This window comes from Streptomyces griseicoloratus (genome assembly GCF_014534645.1).
Taxonomy (GTDB): Bacteria; Actinomycetota; Actinomycetes; order Streptomycetales; family Streptomycetaceae; genus Streptomyces; species Streptomyces griseicoloratus.
Genome location: NZ_JACVQF010000228.1, coordinates 39,888 through 61,622 on the forward strand (window position 1 = coordinate 39,888; position 21,735 = coordinate 61,622).

The following is a 21,735-nucleotide window of genomic DNA, read 5'->3' on the forward strand; positions in this document are numbered from 1 at the left end:
CCCGGGCGGGGCCACCGGTGCTGCCGAACACGGCCCACCGGCATCGCACGGCGCAGGCCCACCGCCCGCGGACGCACGAGCCACGAGCCGCACCCGCGCCGGCCGCCCGGCACAGCCTCGCCCACTCGGCGACCGCGCCGGACCGGGCGGCCGGGCGGCGGTGAACTCTCCACCGGAGCGCACCGAAGCGGACGACGAGCAAGCGCCCCCGAACCCGACCCCGGACCAGACACCCCGGCCGACCACCGGCCCAGCACCCGAGCCCCCGGTCTCAGCCCCGTGTCAACGACAGCAGTTGCCGGGCCGGGCCGGTCGGGCGGTGGCCCGTCGGCCAGACGGCGCGCAGGTCGCGGGCGAGGGAGACGTCCGCCATGGGCACGCTCACCAGGCGCCGCATCGCCAGTTCCTCGCCGACGGCGAGCTCGCTGAGGACCGCCGGGCCCGCGCCGCTCACGGCGGCCGCCTTCACGGCGGTGGTCGACGACAGCTCGATGAGCGGACGGGCCAGACCGCCGAGCGCCGCGTCGAGGACCTGCCGGGTGCCCGAGCCCTTCTCCCGCAGGATCAGCGGCGTGGCCGCCAGTTCCTGTGCCGTCAGAGGGCGCCGGCGGCGGGTCCAGGGATGGCCGGGGGCCGTCACGACGATCAGGCGGTCGTGGGCGATGACGGCGGAGTCCAGCCCGGGCGGGACGCTGACGCCCTCGACGAACCCCAGGTCGGCCTCGTCCGACAGCAGCCGCTCCGCCACCGCCGCCGAGTTCCCGGCGAGCAGCGACACCGCGGTGTCCGGCCGCTGGGCGCGCAGCGCGAGCAGCCAGCCCGGCAGCAGGTACTCGGCGATCGTCATGCTCGCCGCCACCCGCAGCCGCGAGTCCCGCCGGTCCCGCAGCGCCTGCGCGCCCGCGTCGAACGCCTCGGCCGCCTCCACGATCCGCCGCGCCCAGTCCGTGACCAGCGCACCGGCGTCGGTGAGCCGGGAACCCCGCGGCGACCGGTCCACGAGGGCGACCCCCAGCTGACGTTCCATGGAGCGGATCCGGCTGCTGGCGGCCGGCTGCGTGATGCCCAGCTCGCGCGCCGCACCCCCGAGGCTCCCGAGCCGCGCCACCGCCAGCAGCAGCTCCAGCGCCCCGAGATCCGGCACCCGGTGCGCCAGCGAGCCCGCCGCCTGCCGTCCCGCGTCGCCCTGTCCGTCCTCGGTACCGTTCCTGCTGCTCATAACTCCAGCTTATGCCCTCATAGAGGCATGCTCCCTGGTCAGCGCCCTCGGCCCCCGCGACCGTGGAACCATGGTCACCGCAGCCCAGCCCCTCTCCCCCACCGCCACCCGTACCCGGCGCGCGCCGGCCGTCCGTCATCTCGGGCCCAACTGGTACGCCTGCGTCATGGGCACCGCGATCGTCGGCACCGCCGGGGCCGCGCTGCCCGGGCACGTACCCGGCCTGCGTGCCGTCTGCACCGCGGTCTGGGTGCTGTCGCTGGTGCTGCTGGCGGTGCTGCTCGTGGCCCGGTCCCTGCACTGGCGCCACCACCGCGACCAGGCCCGCGCCCACCTCCTCGACCCGGCGGCGGCCCCCTTCTACGGCTGCCTGTCGATGGCCCTGCTGGCCGTCGGCGGCGGCGCGCTGACGGTCGGCCGGGACTGGATCGGCACACCGGCCGCGGTCGCCCTCGACACCGTGCTGTTCACCGCCGGCACGGTCGTCGGGCTGGCGGCGGCGGTCGCCGTGCCGTACCTGATGGCCGTACGCCACCGGATCGAGCCGGGGCAGGCGTCTCCCGTGTGGCTGCTGCCGCTCGTCGCCCCGATGGTGTCCGCGGCCGTCGGACCGCTGCTGGTCCCGCACCTGCCACCGGGGCAGCCGCGCGAGACGCTGCTGTTCGCGTGCGTCGCGATGTTCGGGCTGAGTCTGCTCGCGACCCTGGTGACCCTGCCGGTGGTCTTCGGCCGGCTGATCACGGGCGGTCCGCTGCCGCTCGCGCTGACCCCGACGCTGTTCCTGGTGCTGGGCCCGCTCGGGCAGTCCACGACCGCCGTCGGCAAGTTCGCGGACGTCGCCCCCGGTGCCGTACCGGCCGCCCACGCAGAGGGCTTCGGCGTGCTGGCCGTGCTCTACGGCGTGCCCGTCATGGGCTTCGCGCTGCTGTGGCTGTGCCTGGCCACCGCGCACGTCGTCCGGGCCCGGCGGCAGGGCATGGGCTTCTCGATGACGTGGTGGTCGTTCACCTTCCCGGTGGGCACCTGCGTCACCGGCGCCGAGGCGCTGGCCCGGCACACCGGACTGGTCGTGTACGACTCACTCACCGTCGTGCTGTACGCCGTCCTGGTCGCCGCCTGGGCCACCACCGCCGTGCACACCGCGCGCGGAGTGGTCAGCGGCGCGCTGCTCGCAGGGCCTCGCCCAGCGACCGGGGCGCCTCGGCCAGCGACGGCCCGTACCAGGTGAGGTGCCGGCCGTCGACGAGGGCGCAGGGCAGTCCGGGGAAGGCTTCGGGGCCGTCGTCGGCGGTGAAGCGGTACGGCTCGTCAGGCAGCACCACGATGTCCGGGCGAGCCGCCCGCAGGTCCTCCACGGGCACCTTCGGATAGCGGTCGGGGTGGTGCGCCCAGAGATTGTCGATGCCGAGGCGGGCCAGTACGTCTCCCGCGAAGGTGTCCCGCCCCAGCACCATCCACGGCCGGCGCCAGACCGGCACCACGGCCGTCGTGCGGCGCTCCGGCGACGGCAGCGCCGACCACGTCTCCTCCGCCTCGTCCAGCCACCGGGGCCGGGAGCCCGCGCCGCAGGCCGCCAGCACCCGCGCCAGTTCGGCGAAGGCCTGCGGTACCGTGCGCACCTCGGTGACCAGGACCTCGACGCCGGCCGAGCGCAGGAAGTCGAGGTCGACAGCGCGGTTCTCCTCCTCGTTGGCGATCACGAGGTCGGGGGCGAGGGAGAGGATCCGCTCGGTCTTCGGGTTCTTCGTGCCGCCGACGCGCACGACGTCCAGGCCGGCCGGGTGCGTGCACCAGTCGGTGGCGCCGACCAGGGCGCCGGGGACCGTCCGGGCCACGGACTCCGTCAGCGACGGCACCAGGGAGACGGCCCTCACCGCGCGCTCACCGGCGCGACCGGTCCCGGACCGCCTCGATGTGCTCGGCGACGGCGACGACGATCAGCCGGGTGTCGGGCACCGTCGCCCGCCAGCGGTGCCGCACCCCACCGGTGAGGTACAGCGTGTCGCCGCGCCCCAGCCGGTAGGCGCGCCCCTCGGCCTCGATCTCCACCGCACCCTCGGCGACGAACATCAACTGGTCGTTGCGGTACTGCAGTTCACGGCCGGCGTCGTGGTCGCCGGTGAACTCCGAGGCGTGCATCTGGTGGTGTCCACGCACCAGGGACCGCACCCGGGGTGCCAGCTGCGGATCGGGCTCCTCGGCACGGACCACGTCGACGCTGCACGCGGGGTCGGCGGCGGCGAGCAGCTCCACGGCGGTGGTGCGCAGGGCGTCGGCCACCTTCTCCAGGGAGGTCTGGCTGGGCCGCGCGCGGTCGTTCTCGATCTGGCTCAGGAAAGGCACGGACAGGCCGCTGCGCGCGGAGACGACGGCAAGGGTGAGCTCCAGCGCCCGGCGCCGTCGCCGTACGGCCGCGCCCACCCGAAGGGACTGATCTTTGTGGTCGCCCATCGCTCCGGCTCCCTCCTTCGCCCGTCGCCGCGCCGCCGCCGTGCGGTTCACCCGGGCGCAGTCCTCCTGATGAGTTCTCTGCACCCTACGCATGTTCGGCAAACCGTTTCATGCGCCCGTCACATCGACGTCACGTTGCGGTGGACGCGACCTCACAGTTCGCGCCACGGGATCGCCTGCCCGTCCACCGCGCGGGGGCCTCTTCCCTATCAAGGTACGGGCGGCTCCGTGTGTTCCCGTCCGACTCCGGGACCCGGTTCGCGGCCTGTTCGGGCCGTGGCATGGCGCTCCGTGGTTGTCCGGATCCTTACCGTGCTCCCGCCGGGCACGAGCCGAGGGGCGGGCCCGGCCACGCGCTGTCGGCGGCGCGGCCGGACCCGCCCCTCGGGGACGGTGCTCGGGGCGGTGACGGTTACCGCGGGGTCATCCGGTCGACCACGTCCGGGTGCTCCTTGAGCCAGGCGGCCACCGCTTCCTCCTCGTGGCCCTGACCGCGGTCCTTGATCTCGCTCTCCAGGGTGCCGAGCTCGTCCTCGCTCATGCGGAAGTTCTTGATCCACTCGGTGAGCTGCGGGTACTGCTCGGGGAACTTCTTGTGGGCGATGGTGTGGATCGTGTTGTTCTCACCCCAGAGCTTCTTCGGGTCCTTCAGCTTCGTCAGCTCGTAGTCGCTGTACGCCCAGTGCGGCGACCACAGGACGACGGCGACCGGCTCCTGCTTGGCGAGGGCGCGCTTGAGCTCGGCCAGCATCGCCGGGGTGGAGCCGTCGACGACCTCGTACTCCTTGTCCAGGCCGTAGCCCGGCAGGACCTTGGTCTTGAGCAGGTTCATCTGGCCGGTGCCGGGCTCGATGCCGATGATCTTCCCGTCGAAGAGGCCGGCCTTGCCCTTGAGGTCCGCCATGGACTTGACGTCCTTGACGTAGGAGGGGACGGCGATCTCCAGCGAGGTCGGCTCGTACCAGGTGCCCAGGTCGGCGAGGTTCTCCTTGCTCTTCTCCCAGTAGTTCGACTGGGCGTGCGGCAGCCAGGCGTCGAAGTTGAGGTCGAGGTCGCCGGAGGCCAGGCCGGTGTAGACCGGGCCGACGTCCATCTGCTTCAGGTTGAGCTTGTAGCCGCGCCGCTCCAGGACGTTCTTCCAGAGGTAGGTGACGGCGATGTCCTCGTCCCAGGGGAACCAGGCCACGTCCAGCGGCTGTTTCGCCTCGGCCGGCGTGGCGCCGGAACCGGAGTTCACGGGCGCCAGCTCGTCGACGGTGCCGGGGTTGTCCTTCAGCCAGGCGCGGACGGCGTCCTGCTGCTTGCCCTTGCCGGCCTTGTTGATCTCGGCTTCGAGGCTGGTGAGCTGCTGCTCGTCGAGCTCGAAGTCCTTCAGCCACGTGGCCACCGTGGGGTCGTCGCCGGCGAAGCCCTTGCGGGACAGGGTGTGCACGCCGTCGCCCTCGCCCCAGGCGCCCTTGGGGTCCTTCAGCTTCTTCAGGTCGTAGTCGTTGTACGCCCAGTGCGGGGACCAGAGCGTGACGACGATCGGCTCCTGCTTGCTCATGGCCCGCTTCAGCTCGGCCAGCATCGCCGGGGTGGAGCTGTCGACGACCTTGTACTCCTTGTCCAGGCCGTACTCCTTGAGGACCTTGCTCTTCAGCAGGGCCATCTCACCGGCGCTGGACTCGATGCCGGTGATCTTGCCGCCGAACCGGCCGGCCTTGCCCTTGAGGTCCGCCAGCGAGTCGACGTCCTTCATGTAGGCGGGGACGGTCAGCTCCAGGGAGGTCTTGTCGTACCAGGAGCCGAGGTCGTCGAGCTGCTTGCCGTACTTCTTCCAGTACTGCTCGTGGGTGGTGGGCAGCCAGGAGTTGGTGACGATGTCGATGTCGCCCTGCGCGAGGGAGGTGTAGAGCGGCCCGGCGTCGAACTGCTTGGCCTCCACCTCGTAGCCGCGCTGTTCGAGGACCTCCTTCCACAGGAAGGTGGAGGCGACGCCCTCGTCCCAGGGGACGTAGCCGAGGGTGACCTTCTTGCCCTGGCCGACGTTCTTGCCGTCGGCGACGGCCTCGGAGTCGCCGGAGCCGCCGAACATGCCCATGCCGCCGGCCACGAGGGCCAGGACGACGACGCCGATCACGGCGACCTGCGGACGGGGCCGGTAGGACCAGATCTTCAGGCCGCTCGCGGCCCGGGCCTTGGCGGCGGCGCGGCGGCCGAGCGGCGAGACCTGGGTGCCCAGCGCGCTGGTCATCCGGTCCAGGTAGATCGCGAGGATCACGATGGCGACGCCGGCCTCGGAGCCCAGGCCCACGTTGAGCTGGCCGATGGCCTCGTTGACGTCGCCGCCCAGGCCGCCGGTGCCGACCATGCCGGCGATGGCGGCCATGGACAGGCCGAGCATGATGACCTGGTTGACGCCGGCCATCACGGTGGGCAGCGCCAGGGGGAGCTGGACCCGCAGCAGGGTGTTGCGCGGCGTGGTGCCGAACGCCTCGGCGGCCTCGACCAGCTCCTTGTCGACCTGCCGGATGCCCAGCTCGGTCATGCGCACGCCCGGGGCGAGCGCGAAGATCAGGGTGGCGACGATGCCCGCGGAGGCGCCGGTGCCGAAGAACAGGATCGCCGGGATGAGGTAGATCATCGCGGGCAGCGTCTGCATGAAGTCCAGCACCGGCCGGACCATGCCGCTGACCCGGTCGGACCGGGCGGCCCAGATGCCGACCGGGACCGATATGACCAGCGCGATGATCGTGGCGACGAGCACGAGGGAGAGCGTGATCATCGCGTTCTCCCACAGTTCGAGGGAGTCGATGAAGGCGAACCCCACGAAGGTGAGGACACCCGCGAGCGTGCCGCGCAGCCAGAAGGCGATCACCGCGAAGATGCCGACGAGCAGCAGCGGCTCGGGGGCCTGAAGGACGGCGTTGATGCCGTCGTAGGTGCCGGTGAAGACGGTCTTGAAGAAGTCGAAGAGCCACGCCACGTGGTCGAGCAGCCAGTCGACCGCGTCGTTGACCCAGTCGCCGAGCGGAATCCTAGGCACGGGCCATCACCTTCTCCCCGCCCTTGTCCCGCGGGCTGTCGCAGGTGCCGGCCTCCGCCTGCTCGTCGCCCAGGAAGCCGACGAGGCGCTGCCTGGGGACGACCCCGACCAGGGCGCGCTCGGCGTCGAGCACCGCCACGGGGTGCGGTACCCGCGCGCTGATCGCGCACAGCTCGGTGAACGGCGTGTCGGGCGTGGCGGTCTCGCAGGCGCAGTCGGCCTCGTCGCCGCGCAGCTCCGTGTCCATGACGGCGCCGGCGGTGAGCACGCGCGAGCGGTCGACGTCCTGGGTGAAGGAGGCGACGTAGTCGTTGGCGGGACGGATGAGGATGTCCTGCGCGGTGCCGATCTGCACGATCCTGCCGTCGCGCATCACGGCGATGCGGTCGCCGAGACGCATGGCCTCGTTGAGGTCGTGGGTGATGAAGACGATCGTCTTCTTCAGGGTCTTCTGCAGTTCGAGCAGCTGGTCCTGCATGTCGCGGCGGATCAGCGGGTCGAGCGCGCTGAAGGACTCGTCCATCAGCAGCAGGTCGGCGTCGGTGGCGAGCGCGCGGGCCAGGCCGACGCGCTGCTGCATGCCGCCGGACAGCTCGTCCGGCCACGACTTCTCCCAGCCGGCCAGGCCGCACAGGGCGAGCGCCTCGTCGGCGCGGCGTTCGCGCTCGGCGCGGGGCACGCCCTGCACTTCCAGGCCGTAGGCGGCGTTGTCGCGGACGCTGCGGTGCGGGAAGAGCGCGAAGTGCTGGAAGACCATGCTGATCTTCTTGGAGCGGACCTCGCGCAGCCCGCGGTCGCCGAGTTCGGTCAGGTCCTGGCCGCCGAAGCGGACGTGCCCGGCGGTCGGCTCCAGGAGGCCGTTGAGCATGCGCAGCAGCGTGGACTTGCCGGACCCGGACAGGCCCATGACCACGAAGATCTCGCCGGGCTCCACGGTGAAGGAGGCGTCGATGACGGCGGCCGTGGTGCCGTCGCCACGCAGTTCCTCCCGGTCGGCTCCCTTGCGCAGTCGTTCGACCGCCTGATCGGGTCGTCTGCCGAACACCTTGTACAGGTGCTCGGCCTCAAGCCTGGCTGACACGCTTACCTCTTGCCTCGGGGACAGGGACCGGGATCCGAAGCCTCACTAACAGTTGAATGCATCAACCAGCTTCGGCCCGGGTGCGCGCCTGCCCTGGTACCCCGGACCCAAACATCTGAGTGAGCCAGTTCACACACCCTCCACCACCTCGGCACACGCCCTGCGGCATGATGCGTGGCGTGACCGGACGACTGATGCTTCTCGACACCGCCTCCCTCTACTTCCGCGCCTACTTCGGCGTCCCGGACTCCGTACGGGCACCCGACGGCACGCCGGTGAACGCCGTGCGCGGACTCCTCGACTTCATCGACCGCCTGGTGCGGGACCACCGCCCCGGCCACCTGGTGGCCTGCATGGACGCCGACTGGCGACCGCACTGGCGGGTGGAACTGATCCCCTCCTACAAGGCCCACCGCGTCGCCGAGGAGCAGACGGCGGCACCGGACGTCGAGGAGGTGCCCGACACGCTCTCGCCGCAGGTGCCCGTCATCGAGGCCGTCCTCGACGCGCTCGGTATCGCCCGGGTCGGCGTGCCCGGGTACGAGGCGGACGACGTCATCGGCACCTACACCGCGCGGGCCACCGGCCCGGTCGACATCGTCACCGGCGACCGGGACCTGTACCAGCTCGTCGACGACGCCCGCGGCGTACGCGTGCTCTACCCGATCAAGGGCGTCGGCAGCCTCCAGCTCACCGACGAGGCCGTCCTGCGCGAGAAGTACGGCGTCGACGGGCGCGGATACGCCGATCTCGCGCTCCTGCGCGGAGACCCGAGCGACGGTCTGCCGGGCGTGGCCGGCATCGGCGAGAAGACGGCCGCCAAGCTGCTCGCCGAGTTCGGCGACCTGGACGGGATCCTGGCCGCGGTGGACGACCCGGGGGCGAAGCTCACGCCCTCGCAGCGCAAGCGGCTGACCGAGGCCCGGCCCTATCTCGCGGTCGCCCCGAAGGTCGTCCGGGTCGCCGACGACGTACCGCTGCCGGAGGTCGGCACCGCCCTGCCGCGCGCGCCGCGCGATCCCGAGGCGCTGGCCGCGCTGACGGCCCGCTGGGGCCTCGGCGGCTCCCTGGAGCGGCTGCTCGCCACGCTCGCCTCATGACCGGTGCGTCCCGCGCGGGCAACGCCTGCGCGCTGCATCACGAAGGCGCCGCAGGGAAGCCGTACTCTGCGCGCGGGGCGCGTGTACGGCCCTCGTCCATGAGGTGCCGGGAGTGGGAGAGGTGCTAACTTAGGTAAACCTAACTCAGGGAACCAGGGAGGCCGTCATGGCAGACCGTCCGGGCCGCAGGCCGCGCAAGCCCCTCACCGCACAGGTCGTCCGCACCGAGCGGCTGACCCCGCACATGCAGCGGGTGGTGCTCGGCGGCGAGGAACTCGCCGGGTTCCCTGCGGACACCTGCACCGACCACTATGTGAAGCTGCTGTTCCCGGCCGAGGGCGTGACCTACCCCGAGCCGTTCGACCTGGAGCGGATCCGCGAGGAGTTCCCGCGCGAACAGTGGCCGGTGACCCGGACGTACACGGTGCGCCAGTGGGACGCCGAACACCGGGAGCTGACCCTGGACTTCGTGATCCACGGGGACGAGGGACTCGCCGGCCCCTGGGCGGCGCGCGTCCAGCCGGGCGAGACCGTGCGGTTCATGGGCCCCGGCGGCGCCTACGCCCCCGATCCCGCCGCCGACTGGCACCTGCTCGCCGGTGACGAGAGCGCCCTGCCGGCCATCGCCCGGTCCCTGGAGGCGCTGCCCGACGGGGCCCGCGCGTTCGCCTTCGTGGAGATCGACGGGCCCCAGGAGGAGCAGAAGATCGACTCCGACGTGGAGGTCGTCTGGCTGCACCGGGCCGGCCGGCCGACCGGCCAGGCCCTGGTCGAGGCCGTGCGGGGCCTGGACTTCCCCGAGGGCCGGGTGCACGCGTTCGTGCACGGCGAGGCGGGCTGCGTGAAGGAGCTGCGCCGTCTGCTGCGGGTCGAGCGCCAGATCCCCCGCGAGGATCTGTCCATCTCCGGCTACTGGCGGCTCGGCCACAACGAGGACGGCTGGCAGGCCTCGAAGCGGGAGTGGAACGCGCGCATCGAGGTGGAGCAGGAGGGCGGCGCGACCGCCGCGTAGGACGGCACGACCGCCGCGTAGGACGGCGTACGGCCCCGGGGAAGCCGCCCTGGTCGCCGGGAGCCGCCTCAGTCGCCGCGCACGCGCGCGTGCAGGTGCATGTCGTGCCAGCCGTCGGCGTGCAGCAGGGCGCTGCGCTTGGTGCCCTCCAGGGCGAAGCCGGTCTTCTCCGCGACCCGGCAGGACGCCTCGTTGGCCACCGAGTGACTGAGTTCCAGCCGGTGGAAGCCGGTCTCGTCCAGGGCCCAGCGGGCGAGCGCGGACGTGGCACGGGCGGCGACGCCCCGTCCACGGGCCGCCGCCACCGTCCAGTACGCCACCTCGGCCACGCCGTCGCCGAGCAGGACGTTGCGCAGTGCGACCCGGCCGAGCAGGCGGTCGTCGGCCGCGTCGGCCACGGCCCACTGCACGTTCCGCTCCTGCGCCCAGGCCTCCCGCCATTCGGCGATCCAGCCGCGGACCTCGGCCTCGGACTCGGCGGCGCGTATGTGCCACTGGTGCATCAGCGGGTCCTGGAAGGCCGCGTGGACGGCCGGCGCGTCCTCGGCCCGCCACGGGCGCAGGACCAGGCCGTCACCGGTGGAGATGGTGGGCTGCGGGATGCGGGAGAGGGTGCCGGCGGGGAGAACCGCGCTGGTGAGATAGGGCATGATCCGCATCCTTCCCGACGGGCCGCCGGCGGGCCCAGCGGTTTTCGGGCGCCCCGCCCGCGCCTCGTAGGCTGGCACACGATGAGACGCCGTACCCCTCCCCCGCCCTCGCCCCTCCCGCAGCGCCACGGAGTGGATCCGGTGCGTGTGCGGCTGCCCGCCGCCGGGGCGTGGTCCACCGTGCGCGAGCACCTGGTGGAGCGGCTGTCCGGCGCGGGCGCCGGAGTGATCGACGGCATGTTCGCCGCCGGGCTGGTGGTCGGGGCGGACGGGCGGGCGGTGGCGGCGGACGCCCCGTACGAGCCGGGGATGTACGTCTGGTTCCACCGGCAGCTGCCCCCCGAGGTGCCGGTGCCCTTCGCGCTGGAGGTCGTGCACCGCGACGAGCACATCGTCGTCGCCGACAAACCGCACTTCCTGGCCACCACCCCGCGTGGCGGCCATGTCGCCGAGACCGTCCTCGCGCGGCTGCGCCGGGAGCTGGACATCCCCTCGCTCACCGCCGCGCACCGCCTCGACCGGCTCACCGCCGGGCTCGTCCTGTTCACGGTCCGCCCCGAGGAGCGCGGCGCCTACCAGACGCTGTTCCGCGACCGGCGGGTGCGCAAGGAGTACGAGGCCGTCGCCCCCCACGACCCCGCACTCGTCCTGCCCCGGACCGTACGCAGCCGGATCGTGAAGGAGCGCGGGGTACTGACCGCCCGGGAGGTCGCCGGAGAGCCCAACGCCGTGAGCCGCGTCGAACTCGTCGCCCACCGTGCCGACGGTCTGGGCCGGTACCGGCTGGTGCCCGCCACCGGCCAGACCCACCAGCTGCGCGTGCACATGAACGCCCTCGGCGTGCCCATCCTCGGCGATCCGCTCTACCCGGAGGTGAGAGCACCGGTCCCGGCCGGCGACTTCCGGCGCCCGCTCCAACTGCTCGCGCGGGCACTGGAGTTCACCGATCCGGTCACGGGGCAGGAGCACCGCTTCCGCAGCGGGCGCAGTCTCGGGGCCTGGTCGTCGTACGACGACTGGGTCGCCGAGGGCGGGCCGGCCGGCCGTCAGTAGCCGCGCCACCAGCGCAGGAAGCGCTGCCAGGCACCCCGGGGACGCTCCGGCTCCGGCGCCGGCTGCGGCTGCGCGGCGGCCGCCGCCACGGGCGGCACGGGCTGCGGCCGGGGCATGGCCGGTGCCTCGGTCCGGACCGGTGACGGCGGCTGCGGCTGGTCCCGGGTGCCGATGTGCCAGGTGACCGGCTCCTGTTGCACCGGGGCGTGGCTCGGCTCCTGCGTCACCTCCTGCTGCGCCTTCGGCTCGAACCGCACCGGCAGCTCCACCAGGTGCCGCGACGCGATCGACGACCGCCAGCGCAGCTCGTCCTCGGGGCAGTCGAGCTGGACGTCCGGCAGCCGCATCAGCAGCGCGTCGATGCCGGCGTCGGCGATGGCACGCCCGATGTCCTGGCCGGGGCACTCGTGCGGGCCGCCGCCGAACGCGAGGTGGGAACGGTTGCCCTGCATGCCGGCGGACAGGTCGGGCCGGATGCGCGGATCGACGTTGCCCGGTGCGATGCCGAACAGCAGGCCGTCGCCCTTGCGGATGCGCTGGCCGCCCAGTTCCGTGTCCTGTTTGGCGAAGTAGGCGAAGACCGTGCTGAACGGCGGCTCGTCCCACAGGGACTGCTCGACCGCCTCGGGCACCGTCATCTGGCCGCCGCTGAGCTGGGCCCGGAACCCCGGGTCGGTGAGCACCACGCGCAGCACGTTGCTGATGAGGTTGACGGTCGCCTCGTAGCCGGCCAGGAGGACCACGCGCAGATGCTCCCGGACCTCGTCGTCGGTGAGCCCGGCCGGGTGGTTGACGAGGCGGCCGGCGATGTCGTCCTCGGGCCGGGCCCGCCTGCGGGCGGTGAGCCGCGCCAGGGCGTCCATCACGTAGGCGTGGCTGGTGATGGCCGTCTCGGTCCCCTTGAGCGTGTCGCGGGCGGCCTCCACCATCCGGTCGTTGAACTCCTCCGGCATGCCCAGGAGGTGACACATCACGCCCATCGGCAGGTGCTCGGCGAACTGGCCGACGAGGTCGGCGCGGCCCTCCTCGCAGAACCGGTTGACGAGGCGCTGGGTGTAGCGCTTGATGTGACGGCGCAGCTCCCGGAAGTTGATCGGGGCCATGGCGCCGGTGACCGCGCCGCGCAGCCGCTTGTGCTCGTCGCCCTCGGCGTGGGAGCAGATGGGCTGCCAGGCGATGTGCGGCATGAGCGGATGGTCGGGCTTGACCATCCCCTCGTTGAGCGGGGTCCAGATACGGCTGTCGCGGCAGAACTGGCCGGGTGCGCTCACCATGTGCAGGTTCTCGGCGTGCCCGAGGACGACCCAGATCGGTACGTCGTCGTGGAGCAGCGCGGGTGCCACCGGGCCGTGCTGCGCGCGCAGCCGCTCGTACAGCTCGTCCAGGTCCTCCGCCTCGTACAACCGGTGCAGTCCCCCCGGTCCGAGGCCGTGCGCGGGACAGCCGGGCGGGGGCTCGAGCAGGGGGTCGCCCGTTCCGGTCGGGGAGTGGCGTTCAGGCGTCACAGTGTCGCTCCGCAACAGAAGTGTGGGTCAAGGGGGGGTCGGTCGGCCGCGCGGGGTCAGGTGAGCGCGCCCTTCATGGCGAGGGAGTGCAGGAAGCGCATCAGCGTCATCAGGACGTCCCGGCTGGAGGCCCGGCGCCGGACGTCGCAGTCGAGGATGGGGATCTCCTCGGGCAGGTCGAGCGCCGTCCGCAGCTCCGCGACGGGGTAACGAGGCGCGTCGGGGAAGGAGTTGACGGCGACCACGAAGGGCACGCCGCGCTCCTCCAGGCGTCCCATGACGTCGAAGCTGACCTCCAGGCGCCGGGTGTCGACCAGCACGACCGCACCGAGGGCGCCTTCGAACAGGCCGTTCCACAGGAACCAGAAGCGCTCCTGGCCGGGTGTGCCGAAGAGGTAGAGCACCAGCTGGTCGGTGATGCTGATGCGGCCGAAGTCCATGGCCACCGTGGTGGCCGTCTTGGAGGCGGAACCGTAGTTGTCGTCGATCCCGATGCCGGCCTGGGTCATCGTCTCCTCGGTGGTCAGCGGTCTGATCTCGCTGACGGAGCCGACCATGGTGGTCTTGCCGACGCCGAAACCGCCCACGATGACGATCTTCACGGCGGCCTCGGCCGTGTGCGGCAGCCGGTCCTCCGTCCGTGGGCCGGGAATCGTGTCAGAGCTTTTGAAGTCCATGCATCACCGCTTCGAGGAGGGATCGGTCGGCGACCTTCTGGCGGACGATCGGGGCGCGGGCCTGCACCAGTTCGGCCGCCAGGAGGTCGGTGAGCAGCACGGTCACCACGCTGAACGGCAGGCTCAGGTAGGCCGACAGCTCGGCGACGGACAGAGGCGCGGAGCACAGCCGCAGCACGGCCGCCTGCTCCGGCGTGGCGGACACCGGAGGATCGGCGCACGCCACGATCAGCGTGACCAGGTCGATGTCGGCTCGCTCGCCGTCCGCCTCCCCGCCGATGACGAACAGCCGCTCGGGGTTGCGGAGTTCGCCCTCTTTGGGGGACGTGTCCGCCGAGGGGGACGCGGCGGCCGGCTCCTGTCCCGGGGATCGCCTCTGGCGCTGCGGAGGAGTCATACGGTCTGCCCGTTGCGCCTGGCGGGACTGGTCAGATGGGGGCCGATACGGGCGACCAGGTCGGCCATGCTGAGGCCCATCCGGCCGGGCTCGCACTGGACGTCGGAGAGCACGGCGAGGTAGGCGTTGGGGCCGGCGGCCATCATGTAGAAGTAGCCGCCGTTCATCTCGATGAGGACCATCTTCATGTCGCCGTCGCTGGTGGGGATCTCCTGGGCGACGGCGCCCGCCAGGCTCTGCAGGCCCGCGCAGGCGGCGGCGACGCGGTCGGCGGCGTCCGGGTCGCCGGAGTAGCGGGCGATGCGCAGGCCGTCGGCGGAGAGCACCACGATCATCTCGATGCCGGGGACGCCGTTGTAGAGGTCCCTGAGCATCCAGTCGAACTTGCCTTGCTGCTCGATCACTTGAGGTTCCCCTCGTCGTCTGCCGGGGCGTGGGCCGGCTCGCTGCTGGACTTCTGGTGGGCCTGGGTGATGCCCGGATGCGCCTTGAGCCCCTCCCAGAAGGCCCCGATCCAGTGCCCCGGCGGGAGTTCCTCGGCCTTCTCCTTCTCGGGCTCCGGCTCCGCGGCCACCGGCGAGCCGTTGCGGGCCCGCTCGGCGGCCTCACGGGCCGCGCGTTCGGCCTCCTCCCGTTCCCAGGCCGCCTGCTCGGCCAGCCGCTGGCTGAGCGGCTTCAGGACCCGGCGGCGGCGCTGCGGCAGACCGCCGGCCGTCCACTCGGTGACCACGGGGACGTCGTCCTCCAGGGAGACCGTGGCCGGAATGCGCGGGTTGGTGGGACGGCGCTTCTTGGGCGGGCGGTTGGGCCCCGGCAGCGCGTCCGGGCCCGGTCGGGGGATGGAGGTCGCGCCGATGCCGTGGGCGAGGCCGACGCCGGGCTCGTCGGTCATCATGTCGCTGGGCACGATGAGGATGGCCCGGACTCCGCCGTAGGCGGAGGCCCGCAGGGAGACGTCCATGCCGTACTGGGTGCACAGCCGGCCGACGACGGCCAGGCCCAGGCGCGGGTGGGCGCCGAGGTCCTGCACGTCGGTGCCGCGCTTGGCGTCCTCCAGCAGGCCCTCGATACGGGCGCGGGACTCCTCGCTGAGGCTGACGCCGGCGTCCTCGATCTCGATGCAGACCCCGCTCTGCACCTCGGTCGCGGTGACGTGCACCTTGGCGTGGGGCGGCGAGTAGCGGGTGGCGTTGTCGAGGAGTTCCGCGGCGGCGTGGATGACCGGCTCGACCGCGGTGCCCTTGATGTTGACCTTGGCGATGGAGGTGAGCTTGATCCGGCGGTACTCCAGGATCCGGGACATGGCGCCGCGCAGCACACTGTAGAGCGCCACGGGCTCGGGCCACTGTCGTCCGGGCCGTCCGCCGCCGATGACGGAGATGGAGTCGGCGAGGCGGCCGATCAGCGCGGTGCCGTGGTCGATGCGCAGCAGGTCGTCGAAGACCTCGGGGTTGCGGCCGTGGTCCTCCTCCATCTCGCGGAGTTCCTTATTCTGCTGGTGGACGATCGCCTGGACCCGGCGGGCGATGTCGACGAAGGAGCGCTCACCGGACTCGCGCATCTCGATCTCGTGGTCGACGATGCGGCAGATCATGTGGATCAGCCTGCGCTGGGGTTCGCCGAGGTCGGCGTAGGAGGGGTCCAGGTCGCCGAGGTGCCTGAGGACCTCCTCAGGGGTGTTGCCCGTGCGCATGTAGCGGATCGCCGCGGGCAGGATCTCGCCGCCGATGCGGGCCATCTCCTCCTGGTGGCCGGCGATGCGCCGTTCCAGATACGCGGTGTGACGGGCGTGCTCGGCACGCAGGGCCCGCAGGGTGCGGCCGCGGCGGACCGCTTCGCCCGCCGCGGCGATCACCAGGAGCGTGGCGACGGCACCGCACCAGACGACGGCCGGCCGGGCCTGCTCCGTCACCAGGGCGACGGCGGCCCCGGTCGCCGCGGCCATGAGTATGGCCGGCAGCAACAGCACGCGCGCATAGGGAAGTTCACGTCGGCCGGGAGGGGAATCAACACTCACCATGTAGGCCCTCTGAAAACGAATCGGCAGGGATGGGGGAGCTTGCAGGGGGGTATGTCAGGGAGTTGTACGGACCTTCTGCGCATTCAGAACAAACGCGCGAATCCACCTCAACTCGGTGCGCTGCGGGCGAGCTTAGTCCGAGGGGATCATCGCCGTGTCATATTCAGCAATCACCTGAAAGGGGCACCGGGACAGGAGTATCCTCGGCCCCATTTGCACACTGCGGAGTTGTTCGAACACACTGCGTGACGACGTACAGCCGTACGAAATCCACTCGCCGTAACGGGTGAGGACGGGAACGATTGAAGGAGGCCGGGCCGGCCGGCCCCCGACGCGCGAAGGCCCGGCAGGGCGTGACCGTCCGTCCGGGACGGTCACGCCCTGCCGGGCCTGTGATGTGCCGGGCCGGTCCGTCGAGGGCCGGTCCGTCGAGGACTAGCCCACCGAGGAGTAGGCGACCACGCCGCGCAGCAGTCCGTCGACAGCCTTGCGCGCGTTCTTCGGGACCGTCGAGCCCTCGGCGGGCGCGGCGGCCGCGATCTGGCCGAGGACGTCGATGACCTGCTTGCACCAGCGCACGAAGTCACCGGCCGGCATCTCCGCCTCCCGCAGCACCTCGTCGAGGCCCTTGCCGGACGCCCACATGTAGGCGGCCCAGGCGAAGCCGAGGTCCGGCTCGCGCTGGCCGACGCCCTCGGTCTGGCTGATCCGGAACTCCTCCTCCAGCGCGTCGAGCCGGCCCCAGATGCGGACCGTCTCGCCGAGCGCCGCCTTGGCCTTGCCCGACGGCAGCTTCGGCGCCATGGCGTCGTCGGCCATCCTGGACTCGTACACCAGCGCCGAGACGCAGGCGGCGAGTTCGGCCGGGGACAGTCCCTCCCAGACGCCCTCGCGCAGGCACTCGCTGGCGAGCAGGTCGAGTTCGCCGTAGAGCCGGGCGAGCCGCTTGCCGTGCTCGGTGACCTCGTCGCCGCGCAGGTAGTCCATCTCCGTCAGCAGCGCGACGATCCGGTCGAAGGTGCGGGCGATGGTGTTGGTCCGCCCCTCGATCCGGCGCTCCAGCTGCGAGGTGTCGCGCAGCAGCCGGTGGTAGCGCTCGGCCCAGCGGGCGTGGTCCTCACGGTCGTCGCAGCCGTGGCAGGGATGCGCGCGGATCGCCTTGCGCAGGCGGGCGATCTCCCGGTCGTCCGCGGCCTGGGACCGCTTCTTTCGGGCCCGCTCCGGCGGGATGTGCCCGGCCTTGGTGCGCAGCGCGGAGGCGAGGTCCCGGCGGGACTGCGGCGAGCGCGGGTTGAAGGACTTCGGGATCCGCATCCGCTCCAGCGCCTCGACCGGCACCGGGAAGTCGATCGACGCCAGCCGCTTGACCTGCCGCTCGGCGGTCAGGACCAGGGGGCGCGGCCCGTCGTGGTACTCGAAGCCGCGGTGGCCGTTGGAGCGCCCGGCGGGCAGGCCGGGGTCCAGCACCAGGGCGAGGCCCGCGAACTTGCCCGTCGGCACGTGGATGACGTCGCCCGGCCGGAGCTTCTCCAGTGCCACGGCCGCCTCGGCACGCCGCTGGGCGGCGCCCTGCCGGGCCAGCTCCGTCTCGCGGTCCTTCAGCTCGCGGCGCAGCCTCGCGTACTCCTCGAAGTCGCCGAGGTGGCAGGTCATGGAGGCCTTGTAGCCCTCCAGGCCCTCCTCGTTGCGCTGCACCTGCCGGGAGATGCCGACGACCGACTTGTCCGCCTGGAACTGCGCGAAGGAGGTCTCCAGCAGTTCCCGCGAGCGGTGCCGCCCGAACTGCTCGACCAGGTTGACCGCCATGTTGTACGACGGCTTGAAGCTGGAGCGGAGCGGATAGGTGCGCGTGCCCGCCAGTCCGGCGAGGTGCTCGGGGTTCATCCCGCGCTGCCACAGCACGACGGCGTGGCCCTCGATGTCGATGCCGCGCCGCCCGGCGCGGCCGGTGAGCTGGGTGTACTCGCCCGGGGTGATGTCGGCGTGCTGCTCGCCGTTCCACTTGACGAGCTTCTCCAGCACCACCGAGCGGGCGGGCATGTTGATGCCGAGGGCCAGGGTCTCGGTCGCGAAGACGGCCTTGACCAGTCCGCGGACGAACAGCTCCTCGACGACCTCCTTGAAGGTCGGCAGCATGCCCGCGTGGTGGGCGGCGATGCCCCGCTCCAGGCCCTCCAGCCACTCGTAGTAGCCGAGGACGTGCAGGTCCTCGGCCGGGATGGAGGCGGTGCGCTCCTCGACCAGGGCGCGCACCTTCTCCCGCGCGTCCTCGTCGTTGAGCCTGAGGCCCGCGTACAGGCACTGCTGGACGGCGGCCTCACAGGCGGCGCGGCTGAAGATGAACGTGATCGCGGGCAGCAGCCCCTCGGCGTCCAGCCGCTCGATGACCTCCGGCCGGCTCGGCGTCCAGACCCGGGCACGCTGCCGGCGCTCGCGCTCGCGGTCGGCCTCCTTCATGGCCCGGCCGCGCCTGCGGTCCTGGAACGAGGGGCGGCTGGCCTCCAGGCGTGCCATGCGCGTGAGGTCGGGGTTGACGGCCTTCTTGTGGCCCTCGCCCTCCTCGAACAGGTCGTACATCCGGCGCCCGGCCAGTACGTGCTGGAACAGCGGCACGGGCCGGTGCTCGGAGACGATCACCTCGGTGTCGCCGCGGACGGTGTCGAGCCAGTCGCCGAACTCCTCGGCGTTCGACACGGTCGCCGACAGTGACACCAGGGTCACCGACTCGGGGAGGTGGATGATCACTTCCTCCCATACGGCGCCGCGGAAGCGGTCGGAGAGGTAGTGCACCTCGTCCATGACCACATAGCCGAGGCCGAGGAGGGTCTGCGAGCCGGCGTAGAGCATGTTCCGCAGCACCTCGGTGGTCATCACGACCACCGGGGCGTCGGAGTTCACGCTGTTGTCGCCGGTGAGCAGGCCCACCTTCCCGGAGCCGTAGCGACGGCACAGGTCGGCGTACTTCTGGTTGGACAGCGCCTTGATCGGCGTGGTGTAGAAGCACTTCCTGCCCTGCTGGAGGGCGAGGTGGACGGCGAACTCGCCGACGATCGTCTTGCCGGAGCCGGTGGGCGCGGCCACCAGGACGCCCTTGCCCGCTTCGAGCGCCTGACAGGCCTCGATCTGGAAGGGGTCGAGGCCGAAGTCGTACATCTCGCGGAAGGAGGCGAGCGCGGTGGCCTGCTCGGCAGCGCGCTTCCGTGCTGCCGCGTACCGCTCGGCCGGTGAGAGGTCCTCTGTCATCGTGCTTTCGAGCGTACCGGGCCGCACCGACAACAGGACGATCATTATCCGGATCGTGGTCCGGTCACGGAAGCGCCCGGGCCGTGTCGCGGGGACACCCGGCCCGGGCGTGGCGTCAGGTCACGCGGGGTCACCTCATGTGACGTCGTCGTAGCCGTTGACCCGGTCCGTCTTCGTCTGCTCGGGCAGGGCGCGGCTCGCCGTCACGGGCTCCACCTCGCCGACGTCCTCGGGCGTGAGGTCCAGCTCCGACGCCTCGTCGTCGGCGGGGCCCAGGGCCTCGCGGCGGCGCCTGCGGCGGTCGTTCAGCAGGGCGATGACGACGGCACCGAAGTACAGGACCCAGATCGGTCCGGCCAGGGCGATCATCGTCAGCGGGTCAGTGCTGGGCGTGGCGATGGCCGCGAACAGCGTGATGCCCATGATCATCGCGCGCCACCAGCCGAGCATCCGCTTACCGGTCAGCACCCCGGTGAAGTTGAGCATGATCAGCAGCAGCGGCAGCTCGAAGGAGAGACCGAAGACGACCACCATGCGCGTGACGAGGTCGAGCAGATCGTCCAGCGGGAGCAGGTTGTCGACGCCGAACGGCGTGAACTCGATCAGGACCTTCGCGGTGGTGGGCAGCACCTTGTAGGCGAAGAAGGCGCCGCCGAGGAAGAGGGGGACACCCGTGGCGACGAACGCGTAGGCGTACTTCTTCTCGTGCCGGTGCAGCCCCGGGGCGACGAACGCCCACAGCTGGTACAGCCAGATCGGCGAGGCGAGCACGACACCCGCCATCAGGGACACCTTCAGCGCCAGGGTGAAGGGGGTGAGCAGACCGTTGATGGTGATCTGCGCGCACCGGTTCTCGTCCGCCGTCTTCGCCAGCTCCTCGAAGGACTTCGAGCAGCCGACCGAGTCGAGGACCGGCTTGGTGAAGAAGTTGATGATGTCGTTGTAGAAGAAGGCGGCGACGACGGTGACGACGACGATGGCCAGCAGCGCCTTCGCGAGCCGGTTGCGGAGCTCACGAAGGTGCTCCGCGAGGGGCATCCGCCCCTCGGGATCCTTCTCCTTCTTGCGGGCAGGCTTCAGCAACCCACGTTCCCATCTCGTGCGGCGGGCCGGAGGTCACCGGCCCTGCGTCAGCGCTTGGTCGTGTCCGTCGGCTCGGTGACCGGGCGGGAGCTGGTCACGTCGCCGGGGGCGGCCTGGATGGTGCGCTGCGCCGGGGGCTGCTCACCCGCGTTCGGCGGGTCGGCGGGGGCGGAGGACTTGTTGTCCTCCTTCATCGCCTTGGCCTCGCTCTTGAGGATGCGCGCGGACTTGCCGAGCGACCGCGCCATGTCCGGAAGCTTCTTCGCGCCGAACAGCAGGATGATGACGACGAGGATGAGAATGATCTCGGGGGCGCCGAGCCTTCCGAACATAAGTCTTTACCTTCTCACCGAGGCGACTGGGTGGGGGTGCTGTCCGACCGGTCGGACATGTGGCCGATCGGTCGTGTTGTGCAGCGATCGTAACGCTCAGGGGTAAACGTGAGGCAATCCCTGTGCGTACTCCCGTCCGCGTCCGGGCCTCGTTCTCCGGTCCGCGACCAGCAGCGTACCTGCCGGGACCTGCGCATCGACAGGGCGAAGCGGCCCGTAGCGCGACTTGGGGACGTACGCCATGTCACTCCCGGCCGCCCGACGGAAGCGCTCACCGCCGCCCGGCACGGTTCCCGCGGAGCGCGGGTAGCGACCTGCCCGGCGTCACCTCGGCGGTACGCCGGCCCCGCACCACGGTCCCGCCGGCGCCCTCGCCGCTCACAGCGCGTCCGCCGCACGGGCCGCACTCGCCGCCGCCCGCTCCAGGTCCTCCGCGGCGCGGTTGATGCGGCGCGCCGAGTCCGTCACCTGCCTGCCGAGGCGCTGCGCCTCCACGAACACCCGCACCGCGAACACCGCGAGAACGGCAAGACCCACAAACCCCACGGCAACGGCGAACATCGGCCAGAACATGACGCCGAGCCTAGACCGTCCCGCGGCAGCGCCCTAAACCGTGGAGTGCAGCCGCAGGGTCCTGACCCCGCCGCCCGTGAGCAACTCCACGATCCGCTCCCCGGCCGGCTTGCGGACGGCCGCTCCGCACCCGGGGCACGTGAACGAGTAGAACGTGGTGCGGCTGCTGGCACCGATGGCGAGGCGCAGCGCGCTCGCGGCGAGCTCGAAGCGGCCCCGGCAGTCCGGGCAGCCCGCCTTGAACACCACCGGGGACACACGTCTCATCCCGGCGAACGCCGACGCCGCCGTCATGCTCGTCCCCGTCGCAC

At 71.8% G+C, this 21,735-nt stretch carries 20 protein-coding genes; 4 read left to right on the top strand and 16 right to left on the bottom strand.

What is annotated here, in order from left to right; genetic code table 11:
* Positions 1-271: 271 nt before the first annotated feature.
* Positions 272-1,219 (bottom strand): LysR family transcriptional regulator, encoded by a 948-nt coding sequence (locus H0H10_RS33385; protein ID WP_188184920.1) that lies wholly within the window; start codon positions 1,217-1,219, stop codon positions 272-274.
* A gap of 70 nt (positions 1,220-1,289) precedes the next feature.
* Here H0H10_RS33385 and H0H10_RS33390 point away from each other — a divergent pair, with 70 nt between their 5' ends.
* The gene (locus H0H10_RS33390) at positions 1,290-2,447 is read left to right on the top strand and encodes a TDT family transporter (protein ID WP_188184921.1); all 1,158 of its coding nucleotides are present in this window, start codon (positions 1,290-1,292) and stop codon (positions 2,445-2,447) included.
* Here the strand turns inward: H0H10_RS33390 and H0H10_RS33395 are convergent.
* The 4 genes from H0H10_RS33395 to H0H10_RS33410 form a co-directional block, all read right to left on the bottom strand.
* Positions 2,374-3,093: a helical backbone metal receptor gene (locus H0H10_RS33395; RefSeq protein ID WP_188184922.1), complete on the bottom strand. Its 720-nt coding sequence runs from the start codon at positions 3,091-3,093 to the stop codon at positions 2,374-2,376. The genes H0H10_RS33390 and H0H10_RS33395 overlap by 74 nt on opposite strands.
* Before the next feature lie 7 nt (positions 3,094-3,100).
* Positions 3,101-3,670, bottom strand: coding sequence for a helix-turn-helix domain-containing protein (locus H0H10_RS33400; protein ID WP_188184923.1), 570 nt, complete (start codon positions 3,668-3,670; stop codon positions 3,101-3,103).
* Positions 3,671-4,082: 412 nt separating this feature from the next.
* Positions 4,083-6,698 carry an ABC transporter permease/substrate binding protein gene (locus H0H10_RS33405; protein WP_188184924.1) on the bottom strand — a complete coding sequence of 872 codons (2,616 nt, stop codon included), beginning with the start codon at positions 6,696-6,698 and terminating at the stop codon, positions 4,083-4,085.
* Positions 6,691-7,779, bottom strand: coding sequence for a quaternary amine ABC transporter ATP-binding protein (locus H0H10_RS33410; protein ID WP_188184925.1), 1,089 nt, complete (start codon positions 7,777-7,779; stop codon positions 6,691-6,693). Before H0H10_RS33410 ends, H0H10_RS33405 begins: the two co-directional genes overlap by 8 nt.
* A gap of 179 nt (positions 7,780-7,958) precedes the next feature.
* On the opposite strand from H0H10_RS33410, the gene H0H10_RS33415 reads away from it, so the two are divergent.
* Both H0H10_RS33415 and H0H10_RS33420 read left to right on the top strand, forming a co-directional pair.
* Positions 7,959-8,879: a 5'-3' exonuclease gene (locus tag H0H10_RS33415; RefSeq protein WP_309141948.1), complete on the top strand. Its 921-nt coding sequence runs from the start codon at positions 7,959-7,961 to the stop codon at positions 8,877-8,879.
* Between the two features lie 166 nt (positions 8,880-9,045).
* A complete protein-coding gene (locus tag H0H10_RS33420; RefSeq protein WP_188184927.1) occupies positions 9,046-9,891 on the top strand; it encodes a siderophore-interacting protein in 846 nt (281 codons plus the stop codon).
* 68 nt (positions 9,892-9,959) lie between these two features.
* On the opposite strand, the gene H0H10_RS33425 is transcribed toward H0H10_RS33420, so the two are convergent.
* Complete coding sequence (locus tag H0H10_RS33425) at positions 9,960-10,541, bottom strand: GNAT family N-acetyltransferase (protein WP_188184928.1); 582 nt, start codon at positions 10,539-10,541, stop codon at positions 9,960-9,962.
* Positions 10,542-10,622: 81 nt separating this feature from the next.
* On the opposite strand from H0H10_RS33425, the gene H0H10_RS33430 reads away from it, so the two are divergent.
* Positions 10,623-11,594 (top strand): RluA family pseudouridine synthase, encoded by a 972-nt coding sequence (locus H0H10_RS33430; protein ID WP_188184929.1) that lies wholly within the window; start codon positions 10,623-10,625, stop codon positions 11,592-11,594.
* Here H0H10_RS33430 and H0H10_RS33435 read toward each other — a convergent pair.
* The 10 genes from H0H10_RS33435 to H0H10_RS33480 form a co-directional block, all read right to left on the bottom strand.
* Positions 11,588-13,099: a cytochrome P450 gene (locus tag H0H10_RS33435; protein WP_188184930.1), complete on the bottom strand. Its 1,512-nt coding sequence runs from the start codon at positions 13,097-13,099 to the stop codon at positions 11,588-11,590. The genes H0H10_RS33430 and H0H10_RS33435 overlap by 7 nt on opposite strands.
* Positions 13,100-13,155: 56 nt before the next feature.
* Positions 13,156-13,776, bottom strand: a complete 621-nt coding sequence (locus H0H10_RS33440; RefSeq protein ID WP_188184931.1) for a GTP-binding protein — start codon at positions 13,774-13,776, stop codon at positions 13,156-13,158.
* Entirely contained in the window at positions 13,757-14,173 is a 417-nt protein-coding gene (locus H0H10_RS33445; protein ID WP_188184932.1) for a DUF742 domain-containing protein, read from the bottom strand. The genes H0H10_RS33440 and H0H10_RS33445 overlap by 20 nt, the downstream gene beginning before the upstream one ends.
* Positions 14,170-14,547, bottom strand: a complete 378-nt coding sequence (locus H0H10_RS33450; RefSeq protein ID WP_223180835.1) for a roadblock/LC7 domain-containing protein — start codon at positions 14,545-14,547, stop codon at positions 14,170-14,172. The genes H0H10_RS33445 and H0H10_RS33450 overlap by 4 nt, the downstream gene beginning before the upstream one ends.
* Positions 14,548-14,573: 26 nt before the next feature.
* Positions 14,574-16,193 (bottom strand): ATP-binding protein, encoded by a 1,620-nt coding sequence (locus H0H10_RS33455; protein WP_188184934.1) that lies wholly within the window; start codon positions 16,191-16,193, stop codon positions 14,574-14,576.
* Between the two features lie 435 nt (positions 16,194-16,628).
* Positions 16,629-19,481, bottom strand: coding sequence for a DEAD/DEAH box helicase (locus H0H10_RS33460; RefSeq protein ID WP_188184935.1), 2,853 nt, complete (start codon positions 19,479-19,481; stop codon positions 16,629-16,631).
* A gap of 90 nt (positions 19,482-19,571) precedes the next feature.
* Positions 19,572-20,519: a twin-arginine translocase subunit TatC gene (gene tatC / locus H0H10_RS33465; RefSeq protein ID WP_188184936.1), complete on the bottom strand. Its 948-nt coding sequence runs from the start codon at positions 20,517-20,519 to the stop codon at positions 19,572-19,574.
* Positions 20,520-20,566: 47 nt separating this feature from the next.
* Positions 20,567-20,851 carry a Sec-independent protein translocase subunit TatA gene (gene tatA / locus H0H10_RS33470; protein ID WP_188184937.1) on the bottom strand — a complete coding sequence of 95 codons (285 nt, stop codon included), beginning with the start codon at positions 20,849-20,851 and terminating at the stop codon, positions 20,567-20,569.
* Between the two features lie 378 nt (positions 20,852-21,229).
* The gene (locus H0H10_RS33475) at positions 21,230-21,424 is read right to left on the bottom strand and encodes a hypothetical protein (protein ID WP_188184938.1); all 195 of its coding nucleotides are present in this window, start codon (positions 21,422-21,424) and stop codon (positions 21,230-21,232) included.
* Between the two features lie 33 nt (positions 21,425-21,457).
* Complete coding sequence (locus tag H0H10_RS33480; protein ID WP_188184939.1) at positions 21,458-21,718, bottom strand: hypothetical protein; 261 nt, start codon at positions 21,716-21,718, stop codon at positions 21,458-21,460.
* Positions 21,719-21,735 lie beyond the last annotated feature (17 nt).